The sequence below is a fragment of the Staphylococcus sp. HMSC06C11 genome (assembly GCF_001808345.1).
In the GTDB taxonomy this organism is placed as follows: Bacteria; Bacillota; Bacilli; order Staphylococcales; family Staphylococcaceae; genus Staphylococcus; species Staphylococcus capitis.
On record NZ_KV793036.1, the window covers coordinates 1 to 17,277 of the forward strand.

Annotated in this window: 13 protein-coding genes, 1 tRNA gene and 1 other RNA gene; 5 read left to right on the forward strand and 10 right to left on the reverse strand. The window is 34.5% G+C overall.

What is annotated here, in order from left to right; all coding sequences use genetic code 11:
• Positions 1–704: 704 nt before the first annotated feature.
• From recR to gltB, 8 genes are all read right to left on the reverse strand, one after another.
• On the reverse strand, positions 705–1,301 hold the full coding sequence (gene recR / locus HMPREF3154_RS02675) for a recombination mediator RecR (protein WP_002434514.1): 597 nt from the start codon (positions 1,299–1,301) through the stop codon (positions 705–707).
• A gap of 6 nt (positions 1,302–1,307) precedes the next feature.
• On the reverse strand, positions 1,308–1,625 hold the full coding sequence (locus HMPREF3154_RS02680) for a YbaB/EbfC family nucleoid-associated protein (RefSeq protein WP_002434018.1): 318 nt from the start codon (positions 1,623–1,625) through the stop codon (positions 1,308–1,310).
• An 88-nt stretch (positions 1,626–1,713) separates the two neighbouring features.
• Positions 1,714–3,420, reverse strand: coding sequence for a DNA polymerase III subunit gamma/tau (dnaX, locus tag HMPREF3154_RS02685; protein WP_030065376.1), 1,707 nt, complete (start codon positions 3,418–3,420; stop codon positions 1,714–1,716).
• A 68-nt stretch (positions 3,421–3,488) separates the two neighbouring features.
• Entirely contained in the window at positions 3,489–4,019 is a 531-nt protein-coding gene (locus HMPREF3154_RS02690) for a GNAT family N-acetyltransferase (protein ID WP_030065378.1), read from the reverse strand.
• A gap of 367 nt (positions 4,020–4,386) precedes the next feature.
• An RNA gene (gene ffs / locus HMPREF3154_RS02695) (signal recognition particle sRNA large type) lies at positions 4,387–4,656 on the reverse strand.
• Between the two features lie 274 nt (positions 4,657–4,930).
• Positions 4,931–5,023 (reverse strand) — tRNA-Ser (locus HMPREF3154_RS02700).
• 61 nt (positions 5,024–5,084) lie between these two features.
• On the reverse strand, positions 5,085–6,548 hold the full coding sequence (locus tag HMPREF3154_RS02705; protein WP_023349874.1) for a glutamate synthase subunit beta: 1,464 nt from the start codon (positions 6,546–6,548) through the stop codon (positions 5,085–5,087).
• A 17-nt stretch (positions 6,549–6,565) separates the two neighbouring features.
• A complete protein-coding gene (gene gltB / locus HMPREF3154_RS02710; RefSeq protein ID WP_070474320.1) occupies positions 6,566–11,062 on the reverse strand; it encodes a glutamate synthase large subunit in 4,497 nt (1,498 codons plus the stop codon).
• A gap of 200 nt (positions 11,063–11,262) precedes the next feature.
• Between gltB and gltC the strand changes: the two genes are divergently transcribed.
• The 3 genes from gltC (at position 11,263) to HMPREF3154_RS02725 (ending at position 14,195) form a co-directional block, all read left to right on the forward strand.
• Positions 11,263–12,144, forward strand: coding sequence for a glutamate biosynthesis transcriptional regulator GltC (gene gltC, locus HMPREF3154_RS02715; RefSeq protein ID WP_070474324.1), 882 nt, complete (start codon positions 11,263–11,265; stop codon positions 12,142–12,144).
• 150 nt (positions 12,145–12,294) lie between these two features.
• A complete protein-coding gene (locus tag HMPREF3154_RS02720; RefSeq protein ID WP_030061234.1) occupies positions 12,295–13,407 on the forward strand; it encodes a YibE/F family protein in 1,113 nt (370 codons plus the stop codon).
• Complete coding sequence (locus HMPREF3154_RS02725; RefSeq protein WP_030061236.1) at positions 13,404–14,195, forward strand: YibE/F family protein; 792 nt, start codon at positions 13,404–13,406, stop codon at positions 14,193–14,195. The genes HMPREF3154_RS02720 and HMPREF3154_RS02725 overlap by 4 nt, the downstream gene beginning before the upstream one ends.
• Positions 14,196–14,251: 56 nt before the next feature.
• On the opposite strand, the gene HMPREF3154_RS02730 is transcribed toward HMPREF3154_RS02725, so the two are convergent.
• Together HMPREF3154_RS02730 and HMPREF3154_RS02735 are read right to left on the reverse strand one after the other, a co-directional pair.
• A complete protein-coding gene (locus tag HMPREF3154_RS02730) occupies positions 14,252–14,716 on the reverse strand; it encodes a GNAT family N-acetyltransferase (protein ID WP_037582502.1) in 465 nt (154 codons plus the stop codon).
• A 9-nt stretch (positions 14,717–14,725) separates the two neighbouring features.
• Entirely contained in the window at positions 14,726–15,121 is a 396-nt protein-coding gene (locus HMPREF3154_RS02735) for an NUDIX hydrolase (RefSeq protein ID WP_030061240.1), read from the reverse strand.
• 184 nt (positions 15,122–15,305) lie between these two features.
• Here HMPREF3154_RS02735 and HMPREF3154_RS02740 point away from each other — a divergent pair, with 184 nt between their 5' ends.
• The gene (locus HMPREF3154_RS02740) at positions 15,306–15,575 is read left to right on the forward strand and encodes a hypothetical protein (RefSeq protein ID WP_002434052.1); all 270 of its coding nucleotides are present in this window, start codon (positions 15,306–15,308) and stop codon (positions 15,573–15,575) included.
• 184 nt (positions 15,576–15,759) lie between these two features.
• Positions 15,760–17,265 carry a glycosyltransferase gene (locus tag HMPREF3154_RS02745; RefSeq protein ID WP_030061243.1) on the forward strand — a complete coding sequence of 502 codons (1,506 nt, stop codon included), beginning with the start codon at positions 15,760–15,762 and terminating at the stop codon, positions 17,263–17,265.
• The last annotated feature ends 12 nt before the right edge of the window (positions 17,266–17,277 follow it).

Here is a 17,277-nt window from a genome sequence, read left to right on the forward strand (position 1 = left end):
TTACCGACAAGAATTAATTATACGCTTTATTGATAATGAAGTCAATAACTTTTTATAATTAATTTTATTGTCTTTTTTTAGAATTAAGTTGATTTGTTTCGTTCAACAAATAAATACTATACAGGCTTTAGAGAGTTTTAACAACAGTAAAATTTACACTAGCTTAACAAAATCACTACACTATACCTCCAATAACCGAACTTTATGATTTTATATCGAAATAACTATCGTTTTTAGAGACAAAAATGAACTTTGCGATAAATTATACAATCTTACTATAGCCATTTCACAAACTTTAAAGAAATTTTATTTTTTTTGAAGTTAGTTACTTCATTATTGTTTCATAGTCTCAACTACTTTAATAATGTCAGCCGTTTTAGTTATAAAACATAAATGCATTATCCTCTCTACGCTACGTTTAATGAATTATTTCCTCTTATTTAGGAAAAACTCAAGGACATAAAATTTAAACTTATAATATATCTAAAATTTTCACCCCCTTAATTACTAACCAATTACGTATGCTATTTAAAAATCACATATAAGCAACTCTTGGAAAACTTAGCTGAGAATTTACACCAAAAACATGAATCTATAGAATCCCTATTATTAAAATAAAAAGCACAAAGATGATTTCTAATTCACAACATCTTTGCGCTATTACTCCTTTGGGTATTTATAGCCCGTTCTTATTAATTTTAAATCTACATTTCGGTTCTACCAGCAATCGCTTTAGATAACGTAACTTCATCTGCGTATTCTAAATCTCCACCAACCGATAGTCCTTGTGCTAAACGTGTTACTTTAATACCAATTGGCTTCACTAATCTCGAAATATACATTGCTGTAGATTCTCCCTCTAAGTTGGGATTCATTGCTAAAATAAGTTCTTTAACTTCATCACTTTTTAGTCGCTCAACTAATGCTGGGATGTTAATATCTTCTGGCCCTATACCATCCATTGGTGATATCGAACCATGTAGAACATGATATAAACCTTTATACTCGCGCATTTTCTCCATCGCTATAACGTCTTTATCATCTTCAACAACACAAATGACCGAACGATCACGTTGCTTATCTTGGCAAATGTAGCAAGGGTCATTTTCAGTGATATGACCACAAACACTACAATAAGTAAGTTCTCTTTTAACATCTACCAATGCTTTAGCAAATTGAACAACATCGTCTTCCTTCATATCTAAAGTATGAAAAGCCAGACGTTGAGCCGTCTTAGGTCCAATGCCTGGCAGTTTCATAAAACTGTCTATAAGTTTAGAAATTGGTTCTGGATATTGCATGTGTTATCACATTCCAGGGATGTTTAAGCCTTGAGTATGTTTACCTAAACGTTCTTGAGTTAACTCGTCAGCTTTATTCATCGCTTCATTAGTAGCAGCTAATACTAAATCTTGAAGCATTTCAACGTCATCTGGATCTACAGCTTCTTCTTTAATTTCTACATCTACAACTTCTTTATGGCCAGTAACTGTTACAGTAACCATACCGCCGCCAGCTGTTCCAGCAACGCGTTCTTCTTTTAATTTTTCTTGTTCTTGAGCCATTTTCTTTTGCATTTTTTGCATTTGTTTCATCATTTGTTGCATATTTCCGCCACCGCGCATAATATCATTTCCTCCTTGAAATTAAACAGTCTCTATTAAAAATTAGCTTTTATTATATTATACATACGAATATATTGCTTGTCATGTATCAGTCTTCGTCTATCATATGTACTGTTTCTTCACCAAATAAATCTTTAGCCTTTTGGGCCACATCAACTTGTGCTGGCTGTTGTGCCTCTCCTGACTCGCTGTTATTTTCACCATTAGCGTTACGATTTTGAATATATTCAGATCTAACTCTTAACCATTGATCCGAAGGTACACCAACGACTTTTACCGTTTTATTTACTATATTACAAACTACACTCTCTATATTGTTACGCTTTTCATCATCTTTATTTACAATTTCGCAATGAATCTCTTCCTCAAACTTAACTAACACATGATCTTCACTCGCTGCCACTGGTTCTGAGTTTTGGAGTAAACTTACTAATGATTTTTTGTCATTACTTTTAGCATGATCAATCACTTCTTGCCAGTGGTCTTTTAATAATTTTATGTCTTCTTTATTAGCTTTATCTAATACTTTAGCTATTTGTTGCATTGAAAATGCATTTTTAGAGCGTTGAACTGTACGTGTAGGTTTCTTCGGTTGTTGTGTTTGACCACTATTCGAAGCACCTTGCGCTTTCAGTGTTTTTAATTCATTTTCAAGTTGCTCCATACGTTGAAGCAGTACATCATTATCAGGTTCAGTAGCTACAGCTGTTGTAGCCATATTCTGAACAGTCTGTGGTTGCGCTTTAATCATTTCCGCAAGTTTAACTAGTAACACTTCAAAATGAACGTTTTGGTTAACGCTAAAACGAATTGAAACAAGTGTATCATTAATGATATCAATCATACGATATAGTGTGTCTAATTCAAAACTAACTAAAGCATCATATTCAATTGATTCATTTGATGTTTTTATCATTATCGTATCTCTAACGAAGTAAATCATGTCGTTAATAAGTCGATTCACTTCTTTTCCTTCTGAAATAAAGTGATGATATCTACCAAAAGCTTCTTTGACATTCCCCTCAACAACATCTTTGAACAAATCATTTAATGCCGCTTCATCAACGCTACCAGTCACGTTTAACGCATCTTGTAGTGTCAAACGCTCGTCCCCAAAAGCAATCGCTTGATCCATGATACTTAAAGCATCACGCATACCACCTTCTGAAGTTTTAGCAATAAATTCTAATGCTGCATTGTCATACTCTAGTGACTGTGATTCAGCTACGAACTTTAGGCGGTCTACAATTTGATCCATACTAATCGCTTTAAAATCAAAACGTTGTGCTCGAGAGATAATAGTAGGAGGAATTTTATGTGGTTCTGTAGTCGCTAGAATAAATATCGCGTGACTAGGAGGCTCTTCCAAAGTTTTAAGTAAGGCGTTGAACGCCCCCGTCGTTAACATATGTACCTCATCTATAATATATACTTTATATTTGGATTCACTTGGTGCGTATTTCACCTTATCTCTTATATTTCTAATCTCATCCACACCGTTATTACTCGCCGCGTCAATTTCAATCACATCAGAATTTGTACCTTGAGTAATACCTTTACAAATCGCACACTCATTACAAGGTTCTCCATCATCGCTATTAAGGCAATTAATCGCCTTGGCAAACACTTTTGCGATACTTGTCTTCCCAGTTCCTCTGGGTCCACTGAAAATGTAAGCATGTGATTGTTTACCTTTAGAGATGGCATTACGTAACGTTTTCGTGACGTGTGTTTGTCCAACAACATCATCGAAACTTTGCGGTCTATACATTCGATACAAAGCTTGGTAATCCACTGTAACACCTCCATTAACAATTACTCATCATTATATCATGTTCGTAACAATTCTTTTCAATGAAAAAATTAATCAAATACTTCAGGTAACATAACAGTCATACCATGAAGTGATGCTATGTCTGAAGTTAAAAATTTCACACTTAAGGTATCATCGTTACCTAATTCTTCCATAACAATATCGTATTGTTTCGCATCAACGTATCCTATGTGATTGAAAAATTCAGTATAGCAATGAACAAAAATTGCTGGATACCCTTCAGCTTTGGCACGCTCTTCTACTGCTTGCATTAAAGCTTTTCCTAGTCCTTGTTCACGCACATCTGGTTGTACTGATAAAGCTCCAACTGCTAGTGCAGTAGTTTGATGATTATTAGAAACTAATAAAATTTCTCCTAATAAGACATGGCCAATGACATCGTTCGTATCATTTTTAGCAATAACTTCTAATTCAGAATTATAATTCTCGGATTTTCTGAGATTCTTAACTCTGGCACGTTCTTTCCAACTCATCTCTGGGTCTTGATCATAATTTTGTTCAATGCTATCAAGTGATCGTTCATAATCAACTTCAGTTAAAGTACTTAAAAATATTTGCATGTATCCTCCAATTTTTCTATCAACTTTTTAATGATATATCAATACACGTTATATATTATTTGCTTAGTTCGTTATAACCTTAACAAATTATTGAAAATTAATCTATTTAATGAAAGAAGAGTGGGATAGAAATTTAAATTTGTAAAAAATTAATTTCACTATCCCACTCCAACTTGGTTTGTATATAAAATTTTTTATAATTCATCTCTAGTAGAGGCTAGCTGACAAAGTTGTTTAGAAGTATGAGAAGCTCGGTTCAAACATATTTCCAGATCAGTTAACTACTGCCAAAATAAAAAAGGCTACGACAATCTGATATGTCCCAGCCTTTTATCTATGTGATATTTGCTTAAATCTCATAATAATACCGTGCACCTTTGTATCGAACGCATATCATAAACGTTACCGAAGTCGACAGCTAAATCTCGGCTACCCTACGGCACATATGAGGATCCACTTAATGCTGCTTCCGTCAGGACCTGACATGGTTCATGGGTTCATATTGCATAGGACCGAAATCTTCAAACACTACGTGCTTCGGGCAGACTTCACAAAAATGCGCCCTCAACAAAGGAATTAAGTCTCGCATAAAGCGGATTTCGAGTACAGGGAACCGCTACCTCCCCACCTAGCACGGTAAGATTTATAATACTATAATTTCATATCCCTTTGCAAGCGTAAAAATTTCATCAACAACTTATATATGAGTTTAGATTACTCTTTTAATGAACTCAAAATTTCGAAATGATAGGCACATTGCTAATATATAAAAATCGATAAATTTAAAAAAATTCTATTTGTATGTATGAGCAATTCAGTTAGAGGAGGGTAAAAGCAAAATAAAAAAGGCAAATACTCATTAAAATAAGTACTTGCCTTTTATATCTATTAGTCTTGGATTTTAATTCTAATGGCGGAGGAAGAGGGATTCGAACCCCCGCGGCCCGTTAAGGCCCTGTCGGTTTTCAAGACCGATCCCTTCAGCCGGACTTGGGTATTCCTCCAATGAACACAATAACAATCATATAATAGCGTTCATTAAAAGTCAATATAATTATTTTGTGTCTACACCAGAATTTTTTTATTTAAATATTGGTCAACAGATCGTGCTACAGCGCGACCTTCTTTGATTGCCCATACGACTAAACTTTGACCTCTACGAGCATCTCCAGCTGCAAAAAATTTAGGATGATTAGTTCGGAAGTCAATGTCATTAGCAACTATTTTATTACGTTCAGTTTTAATACCAAACGCATGAGGAATAGTTGTTTCTGTTCCTATAAAACCAATTGATAATAAGACTAAATCAGCTGGCCAAAAACGTTCTGGACCATCTGACATTACCATGCCTTCAGATGTCTCTTGCAGCACTTGAGTGTACAATCCTCTCACACGACCAAGACCATCTACATCATAGCGCATTGTTTGTACCCCATAAGCTCTTGGTTCTTTACCAAATTTTGCTTCATATTCTTTATGCGCATAATCCATTTTAAATACAGGCATGGCTAAAGGCCAAGATGTATTACTTTCAAAGGTAATTTCTTCAGGCTGCTTAGTATACTTGTTAAATTGTACGATTGATTTACAGTTTTCACGCAATGCAGTCGCTACACAGTCGGCGCCTGTATCACCTGCACCTATGATAATAACGTTTTTATCTTTAGCAGTAATAGAAACTTCATCAATTTCTCCATTGAGATATTGTGTTTGTTCAGTTAGGTAATCCATTGCAAAATGAATACCAAAGCCCATACGTCCTTCTAAAGGTAAATCTCTCGCATTCTGCGAACCCGTACATAAAACAATTGCATCAAATGCATCTTCAAGCTCTTCTTTACTAATATCAACGCCAATCTCAACACTTGTTTTAAACTCTATACCTGCCTCTTTCATTAACGCTATACGACGACGTACTACATCTTTATCTAATTTCATATTTGGGATACCGTACATTAATAAGCCACCTGGTTCATGTGCTTTTTCAAACACGGTCACTTGGTACCCTTTAATGTTGAGTTCTTCAGCAGCTGTAAGTCCTGCAGGTCCACTTCCTACTATTGCAACTTTTTGCTCTTTACGTTCTTCAGGATACTTTGGTTTAACCCAACCATTATCATAAGCTTCATCTATAATAGTACGCTCAATACCTTTAATTGCAACGGATTCTCTATTGATTTTCATGACACAAGAATTCTCACATGGCGCGGGGCATACACGTCCAGTAAATTCCGGAAAATTATTTGTCTCACTCAATCTTTCATAAGCCGTTTTAAAGTCTTGATGATATACTAAATCGTTCCACTCTGGTATATAATTTCCAATAGGACAGCCGATAGTTTCTCTTCCATATAACTGTCCTGTTTGGCAAAATGGTGTGCCACAATCCATACAGCGTGCACCTTGAACGGAGGCATCTTCCTTAGTAAAGCGTTGTTGAAACGCATCATGACCAGAAAGACGATCTACCAAAGACAATTCTGATAAAGACTGTTTATTATATTTCATAAATCCTTTAAATTCGCCCATGATTATCCCCCACTTTTTTAATAAACTACTGCTGGTTGTAATTCTTCTTCAATACTTTTCCTATCATCATAAAATGCTGCGAGTGTCGCTTCATCTACTTGTTCTATTCGTCGTTTTTGTAAATCAATTTTTTGCATCATCAATTTGTAATCTTTCGGTATGACTTTCACTACATATTGGCTTACATTTTCAAATTGATTCAAAATTTGTCGTGCTTTCGTACTACGTGTATGTTTATAATGCGCTTCAAGCATCTCTTTAATTAATGCTTTTTCCTCATCATAGCGAACCTCACTAAATTCAAGAGTTTCTAGTGCATTGACCTTTTTAAATTCTTCAATACTTGATGGGAAGATATAACTTACGCCGCCACTCATACCTTGGCCAAAGTTTTTACCAACATCTCCTAAAATAATGACATGTCCACCAGTCATGTACTCTAGTCCGTGGTCTCCAATACCTTCTACCACAACATCAGCGCCACTATTTCTAATACAAAAACGTTCTCCCGCCTTACCATTTATATAAGCTTTTCCTCTTGATGCTCCATAAAAACTTACATTACCTGCGATAATTTCTTGTTCTCGCTCTTCATTTGGCGCATTAACAATAACTGTTCCACCTGATAAACCTTTACCTACATAGTCATTCGCATCACCAGTATGATGAATCGTCAAACCGTGTGGCGCATAAGCAGCAAGACTTTGGCCGGCATGCCCTTCTGTATAAGCGAATATTGTATCCTCAGGAAGGCCTTCTTCTCCGTATTGACGTGCAATGGCACTACCTGTGATAACGCCTACATCTCTTTGTTCATTGTTGACCACATAACTTCCTGTGAATGAATGTCCATTTTGAATACTGTGCTTAGCATCTGGATATAGATAATTCAAATCAAAGCCGATATCTAAGTGATGATCTTGCATTATTTGTTTCGTATTAGGTCCTTCAGACTGTTCGATAAGATTCTCTATTTGAATTGCTGCAGCTTTGCTTCCAGAAGTTAACTTAGAAGAACGCTGTAGTAAATCTGTTCTACCTACTAACTCCTCTACTGTCGCTAGACCTAGAGAAGCTAAAATTTCTCGTAGTTCTTCAGCAATGAAATACATAAAGTTGACTACATGTTGCGCCTTACCTGTAAATAGCGCACGTAAATCTTTGTTTTGCGTAGCAACTCCTACTGGACATGTATCGTTGTGACATACACGCATCATGATACATCCCAATACAACAAGTGGGGCTGTCGCAAATCCAAACTCTTCCGCTCCAAGCGCACAAGCGTACGCTACATCTACTCCAGTGAGTAACTTACCATCTGTTTCTAACTTCACTCGACTACGTAAATGATTTAATTTCAATGTTTGATGTGTTTCCGCTAATCCTATTTCCCAAGGAACTCCAGCATGTTGAATACTGGTCTTTGGTGAAGCCCCAGTACCTCCGTCATAACCACTAATGACTATCTTATCGGCGAATGCTTTAGCTACCCCTGAAGCGATGGTTCCTACACCTGTTTTAGAAACTAATTTAACTGCAATATCCGCTTCTTTATTCGCATTTTTTAAATCATGAATAAGTTGAGCTAAATCTTCTATAGAATAAATATCGTGATGTGGTGGAGGAGAAATCAATCCTATACCCGGCGTTGAACCTCTTGTTTCAGCTATCCACGGATAGACCTTTGACCCTGGTAATTGTCCACCTTCCCCTGGTTTAGCGCCTTGTGCTACTTTGATTTGAATCTCTCTTGCATGTTGGAGATAATCACTCGTTACACCAAATCGTCCGGACGCAACTTGTTTAATTGCGCTCGTCTTATTACTTCCATCCTTTTGCAATTCATATCGAGACGGATCTTCTCCGCCTTCACCACTATTGCTTTTACCACCAATTTGATTCATCGCCTGTGCCAAAGTTTCATGCGCTTCAGCTGAAATTGAACCATAACTCATAGCACCAGTATTAAACCTTTTCACAATTTCACTTGCCGGCTCCACACGACTAATATCAATGGCTTTTTGTTTTTTAAACTCTAACAGATGACGTATGTGATCTGTACGTTTATCATTGACTGCCTCTGAAAATTCTTTAAACAGTTCATAATCATTTTCTCTACAAGCATGTTGTAGTAAAAAGATTGTACGAGGGTTAAATGCATGATGTTGACCTTGTTGTCTCCATTGAAATGTACTACCTGATTCTAAGTAATCTGTTGCATTACTTTGTCGCGCTTTATTCTCATTGTCGATTTGTTCAATACTTATTCCAGATATTTTTGACTGTGTTCCAGTAAAATAACGATCTATAACATCTTGAGATAATCCAACTGCTTCAAAAATCTGCGCCCCTTGATAACTTTGCACAGTTGAAATTCCCATTTTCGCCATAACTTTTATGACACCTTCTGATAATACGCGTGTATACGTTTCTACGTTCTCAATTACTGAACCAGATAACTGTCCTTTAAGTGTCAATTGTTCAATCGTACGTTGCGCAAGATAAGGTACGATTGCATTAGCACCATATCCAAGTAGACATGCCACATGATGTACCTCTCTAGTTTCACCTGTTAGAGTTACAAGACTTGTATCCATTCGCAATCCTTCACGTATCAGTAACTGATGAACATGACTAAGAGCAAGTAACATTGGCATCGCATAACCTTCCTGTGAGACAAGTGTTTGATCATCTAGCACAATAATCTTAGCACCGGATTTTACTGCTTCAATTGCTTGTTCTCCAAGTGAGTTTAATGCACTTTCAAGCTCCCCTGTATACACCGTTGATAGATGGGTTACATTGAAGCAACTTGAGTCTATGGAAGCAAGTTGTGCCTCAGTAATAACAGGTTTCTTCAATTGAATACGTTGTAGCGCTGTCTCATCAGGATGAAGTAAATTACCTTCTCCACCTAAATATGACATTTCACTCGTTACAATCTTCTCTCGATAAGCGTCGATAGGAGGGTTAGTGACTTGCGCAAATAATTGTTTAAAATAATTAAATAATGATTCTGGCTTATCATTAAGAACAGCAATTGGTGCGTCATACCCCATCGCTCCAATAGGATCCTTTTTGCTACTAACTAAATCAACCATGTATTTATTTATATCTTCTTTAGTATAGGCAAATTGCTTTTGCAGACGAAATAACGTATGTTCATCCCAATCAGACGGCTCATAATCTATTCGATCAAAGCGATCATCAATTTTAAATGTTTCTAACCATTGTTGATAAGGTAATTCGCTAGCTATATCTGCCTTTAAGTCATTGTTTTCGACTACTTTATTTTGTAAAAAGTCGACGAGTAACAATTTGCCTGGATTAAGTTGTCCTTTAAAAGCGACATTCTCTTCCGGCACATCAACTACACCAACTTCAGAAGAAAATACAATAAAGTTATCTTTAGTAATCGTATAGCGGCCTGGACGTAAACCATTTCTATCTGTAAGCGCACCAATTTTATCGCCGTTACAAAATGAAATCATCGTTGGACCGTCCCATGGTTCCATTAAATAGCTATAATATTCATAAAAAGCACGCACATTTTTGTCATTAGCTTTGTTATATAACCAAGGTTCTGGAATCAATAACATTGCTGCTTTTTCAGGTTCCATAGCCAATGAAAGAAACTCAAGCGCATTATCCACAATAGCTGAATCACTTCCATCTTCATCTACTATGAAATGAACTTTATCTTTTTCATCTCCAAATAACGTCTCAACCAATTTATTTTGGCGTGCTCTCATCCAATTCACATTACCTTTAATTGTATTAATCTCACCATTATGCATGAGCATTCGGTTAGGATGTGCACGTTTCCAGCTGGGAAAAGTATTTGTGCTAAATCTTGAATGCACTAATCCTAATTTAGATTGAAACGTTTCATTCTGAAGATCTAAATATAATTCTTTGATTTGATCAGAGCGTAACCAACCTTTATAAACAATTGTCCTCTTGGATAAACTTGTGAAATATAACTCCAGTGATTGCTCTTCTCCATATCTCTCAATCTGTTTTCTCGCTAAAAATAATTGTTTTTCAACATGTTCAACGCCTCTAATATCTACAAAGATTTGTTGAATGTAAGGCATTGTATCAGCAACATGTTTAGCTATCGCATTAGTATTTACAGGGACATCTCGATAACCAATAACTTTGAAACCTTCATTTTCGAAATATGAGTTAAAAATGGGTTCATGAATCGAATCTTTAACTTTTTCTTTAGAAAAAAATAATCCCACAGCATAGTTACCTTCGCCGGGAATATTAATTTCATCTAATTGATCAAAAAACTTAAATGGAATTTCAGTCATTATGCCCGCACCATCACCAGTGATACCGTCAGCACCAACGCCACCTCGATGGTCTAACCGACGTAACATTTCTAAAGATTTTTCAATAATATCATGAGACCTTTTATTATCCATATTGGCATAAAATCCAATACCACACGCATCATGCTCTTCACGATAATCATATAAACCTTTTTTTAATTTCTCATTGTACATGATGCACACTCCTCTTATTAGAATTTTCTGACAATTTTAGTTTGATAATAATTACTATAATGTAATATATTTATCTGTTCAATATATAAATTAGATATAACTCATCTAAAAAATAGAACAATTACTCAAATTACTGCTATAATACACTTATACCATTTTAAATTTTAGAATTTTTCGTCAATTAATAAGGAGTGGCTATTGTGGAGATTAAACAACTTAAATACTTTGTAGAAGTGGCACGTCGTGAACATATATCAGATGCCGCTTTAGAATTAAACATTGCGCAGTCAGCGGTAAGTCGTCAAATCACACAACTTGAGAAAGAGTTGAACGTAACCCTTTTTAAAAGAAGTGGTAGGAATATCATCCTCACCTCCGAGGGAAAGAAACTCATGTCTCAAGCTACTCAAATTCTCAAACAAATGGACCACACGATTCAATTATTCAAACAGCAAGCTTCTACAGATCAACGGACGATTTATATTGGTTACGAAGAAGGCGACATTTCACAAATGATGTTGCCACTATTACAATCCTTTGAGCAACAAAGTGAGAGTATTATAACGCCGCAACTCTTGAAACATAATCACATTGTAGATCGAGTAAATTCGGGCCAACTCGATATAGGGCTTATTGAAATGACTAAGGATATAACAACACAGACAGAACTTCATGTCACACCTTTATTCGAAGAGAAATATCATATGTATGCGCCTAAAGACCATCCCATTACTTTGACAACTCAACCCCTTTTAACTCAACTTGAAAATGAATCATTATATTGTCTCATGCCTTTCGCCAACTCAATAAAAAAGAAACTCGAACAATTAATTAAAGCAAATGTGTATACATTATCGAATAAACAACTTGCTCAGTATCTCGTGCGTCAAAATAAAGGATTTATTATTAGCAATGAAAATATTCATCTTAACGAAAGCGAAGATTGGGTCCAAATCCCTCTTTCACATACTGAATTAAAAAGAACAATATGCGCCATCACTAAATATGATAATAAGAAAAAAGATATAGATTTAGTATGGCATTATATTCATACTATGATTAATCAAACGGCTCAATTTTAGTTGAACACATCGTTAATCACACTCGCTTTATTTATAAAATCCGACGAATCATTCAATTAACTCATTTTATAAATTTTTGTAATCATTGATTAATGGGCGTATAATCACTATGTCAATTTAATACACTAAATTGAGAATTGAGGTTCAAATATGCAGTTCAAATCTTTTTTTAAACAGCCTTTCAGTTGGATGATTATAATTTTTTGTTGCATCTTTCTTGGCTTATTTATATTTACGTTTTTTAACGATAAATTTTACAATATGCCGATAGGAAAAATTACAAATGTACATCCTATTCACACTGAAAAAATTACGGATGAACAACACAATAAAGATATTAAATATAAAGAAAAACTCACTTTAGAAATTTTGAATGGTAAATTTAAAGGTCAAACAGCAACGATTGACCACCAATATGTAAAATCTCAAGCGGACTCGGAGTCATTTTCCAAAAATGACAAAGTGTTATTACATATTTCTAAGAAACCTAGTGATGCCAATATTATAGAGAAAAAACGTGATGGTTTGGTTGTGGCAATAACAGGAATCTTCCTACTCACAGTACTCATCGTTGGTAAAAAAGTTGGCTTACAATCAATATTATCACTAATCATCAATACAATTGCCGTCATAGGGGCAATCTATATACACAATCAAAATGGGCAAATCAACTTATTCCTATTAATGACGATCGCGATTATTGTCTCGACAACGTTAACCCTATTACTTGTAACTGGGTGGCACATGCGTACACTCGTCACAATAGTAAGTACACTCATTGGTACATTTCTTTGCGTTGGAATTACAGAATTAGTGATTAAAATGACAGGTGGTAACGGGATTAAGTATGAAACAATGACCTTCCTTACACTACCTCCTAAAGACGTCTTTCTCGCTTCCGTCTTAATTGGAACGCTCGGAGCTATTATGGACGTAGCCATTACGATTTCAAGTGGAATGTATGAAATTCTTCAACGTACTCCAAATATAACAATGGGTCGTTGGGCGCTTGCGGGACGTCACATTGGCCAAGATATTATGGGTACAATGACCAACATCTTACTTTTTTCTTATCTGTCTGGAAGTTTACCAATGTTTCTAATTTATTTGAAAAATGCTAATACAATCACTTACACCATTTCAATGAATTGGTCATTAGAAGTTGCTAGAGCCATGACAGGTGGCATAGGCATTGTGTTAACAATTCCTATTACCATTGCATTAATGGAAGTATTGCTAAAATTGAGAGGTGCTAAACAATGAGTGCGATAACAATTTTAGGCTTATTACTCTTGGTGCTAATGATAATTTTCGGAGGAAAAAAAGGTCTCATTTCTTTCTTCACACTATTTTTAAACTTCATCATACTTATTATTAGTATCATTTTAATAATTTTTGGTGTACCGATTTACTTAGTAACTTTTATCTTCTGCATAGTTATTGCTGCTGTGAACTTATTCGTGTTAAATAGTTATAACGTTAAAACACAAGCAGCATTTATCGGTACAATAATTACGACACTCATATTGATACTAGTTATTTTCCTATCGGTTAAGGTAGGTCATCTTCAAGGGTTTGCGACAGAACAACAAGATGAAACATATGTGTATTCAATGAATATTGGTATTGATATGATAGAGTTTATGGTTTTTACAATCGTTTTGGCTGTTATAGCCGCTGTAATCGATTTAGCCATTACAATTAGCTCACCAATGTATGAATTAAGCGAGACCAATCCGGAACTAAATCAAAGACAACTATTCACTTCTGGCATGCGAGTAGGTAGAGAAATTTTAGCTACTTCTGCCAATACTATTTATTTAGCATATTTTGGGGGTCAATTAACTTTATTTTTCTGGTTCTTTAAATTACATTATTCTTTTGGACATATTATTAATTCTAAAATTTTCGCTCAAGAATTTGTGTCGATATTACTAGGAGGCATTGCAGTTGCACTCAGTATTCCAATAACTGCATGGGTAACTGCTTTGATGATTAAAAATAAAAAACGTAAAAATTCTACTCAATCACAACATCTTAAGAATGATTAATATATTTAAAGACCCCAGTGCCTTATTCTCTTAGCATTGGGGTCTTATTATTATGATTAAATTTTTAGCGACATCACGTAAACAGGTCGCCCTATTAATTCACTATCATGTGTGTGGCGATAACCAGCTTGCTCATATAAATTGATTGCTTTCTCATTATCTGTATTTACTGCTAATGTAATTTCATTAATGCATGGATAATGTTGTTTAATATATGCAGGCAATATTTCAAGGGTCCTCTTACCTATGCCTTGTCCTCTATAACGTTGATCAACACTAAATGATCTAAAGAAAATGGCCTTTGGATTATCAGTGAATGGTTTAGGCCCATTTCCTTCGTGTAAAGTGAAAAACGCGATACACGACTCATTATTCATAACTAACGTAGGATGTCTATCACTATCTTGATTAGCCGATTTGATGTTTTCAACTGGTGATTTCGTAAATTTATAGTCACTTTCTAGAATTTCTAAGTTTTCGACTTGCTCAAATAATTCCGGTTCATATGCTTTTAAATACACATTTTTCACCTAGCCTTTAGCTTTTTTAGAAAATTGGTCTATCCAAGTCAATACGGCAGGTGCTATGTTCTCTGAATCATTGATATTAAACCATCTAATATCAGTAATTTCATTGTCAGCAGTTATACTGGACCAATCAATAGCATTTGTCGTTTTAAATCCGTTTAATTCAGTAAGCGTATCTGGTTGAGGATATGCCTTTCCAACAACGGTGCCTATAAATTCTAAATCAGTTTCAGCCAAATCGAGGCGTAACTCTTCTTTAAGTTCTCGTTGTAACGCCTCAACATAGCTTTCACCTTCATCGATTTTACCACCCGGGAAATAATATTTGTCTCTATTACGAACTTGAACGAGTAAAATTTGATTTTCTTTCTCTTCAACTAAACAAACACATTTAATCATTCGAATAAACACCCTACCCTATTCTTTATTACTTCAAAAAGCTTTTTATATTTAGTATTATGTTATCATAAATTAAATGATGAAGTGATTGAGTTCAAAATGGATAATTTTGAGTATAACAATATATCAATCATTTATGAGCGTATGCTTTTCATGCAAAGATATCATTCGGAGGGAATTTTTTATGGCAAAACAAACTGGCGCTGTACGTTTATCTAACTTATTTAACATGGCAGGTTTCATCGTCGACGGTTATAATGGAATACGTCACGATGCTAAAAATAAACAAATGGTATATTTATCATTGGGTCTAAGTGCTATCGGTACAATCATCGATTTTTATGTATCTATTAAGTCACCATCAAAATTACGTAAATTAGGTGCGCTTACTTCATTCGCGATAAACGGTTTACGCTTATTTACTAGTTTCCGTAAAGTTAAAAATGAATATTAAAGATTATGATTGAGAAAGGAAGACGAAACAATTAGTACATTCTTAAAGAATGTACTAATTGTTTCGTCTTTTTATATTCGATTTTCTTGTAATTTTCATAAAAATCTTTAACATGTGTGATAATTAATTTTTGATAGTATTCTAATGCAACAGTATGAAGGTAACTACTAAAGGAGACATTTACATGCTTTACACTGTCACAACAACACTTCCTATTTCTCACGGTGGAAGAACCCAAGCTCTTTTAAGACGTATCAAACTTATAGATGAAGAATTTAACTTACCTACTAAAATTCTTACCACAAACTATTATGGCAACTACCCAAGTGTCTACAAACGTTTTTTAAAAGAAAATAAAATTACTAAAAATATAGAGTTTGAAAATATGTATGAATGGTTGTCTAATTTCAAACTTTATAAGGTTCCCAAAACTTTTATTACTAAAAATCCTAAATACGTTAAAACTAAACGTAAAATTAAAGGTCTAAAATATGAATTAGGCAAAGACCAAAGCGAGGTTCATTACTATAATAAGAAGTCATATGTCCGTTTTCGCAAATATTATGGCCAATCTAATGTTCTTCAATATGAAGACTATATCTCGCCTTCAACTGGTTTAAAGTATGAGCGACATGAATATAATTTATATGGCTTACTTCACAGAAAAATTTTCTATGTAAATAACTCATCAATAAGACACAGTGATGAATTAATAGATGCTGAAGGTACCATGTATTGTAAAAGATATTTTAATAATAATGAGAAAAATAAAATTATCTGCGTCGAGTTATACGAAAATGGCAAAGTTATTAAAACTTTTAAAAATGATAAAGTACTTGCGCAGTATTACTTTCAATCGCGTTTTAAAGACAACGATGTGGTGTTTAGTGATGCAAGATTTTTAGATGCACCATTAATTAAACAAACGCATCAAACTAAAAATATCTTAGTCTTTCATAGTTCGCATTTAAAAGAGGGTAAAACTAAAAAATCTTATAAATATGCTTTAGAACATAGCAATAACGTGGATAAATATATAGTACTTACGCACCAACAAATGCAAGATATTCAAGAGATGTATCCTATTGAAAATGAACGCTTTGAACTCATACCTCATTTTATAGAACTCAATCATAGAAAAGGTGAAAATGAAGTTATACAAGAAGATCGTTTCATTTATATCGGTAGATTTAGTAGTGAAAAACAAATGGATCATTTAATTAAAGCTTATGATAAGTTTGTTAAAAGTGGTCATCAAACAAAATTACATTTATTTGGTAGGGATGAAGATAATCAATTACCTATGATGAGAAGCTTGATTGCTGAGTACCATCTTGAAGATATGGTTAAAATTTCAAAATATACAAAAAAGCCTTTAGTAGAATTTGAAAAATCGAAAGCTTCTATATTAACAAGTAAGTATGAAGGTTTTGGATTGACTATTATGGAGAGCATTGAAATGGGTTGCCCTGTTCTATCATATGACGTTCGATATGGACCTAACGAAATTATCAATCATGGAGAAAATGGTTATTTAATAGAGGAAAACCACATCGAGCAATTAGCTCATCGAATGATAGACATTGTGGAACATCCATTAAGAAATGTAAGAAATCAAGAGAAATTAACATATTCTGCAGCAGTAAAGAATTATCATCACTTACTAAGAAATCTCAATTTAAACATTTAAACACAGTAAAGC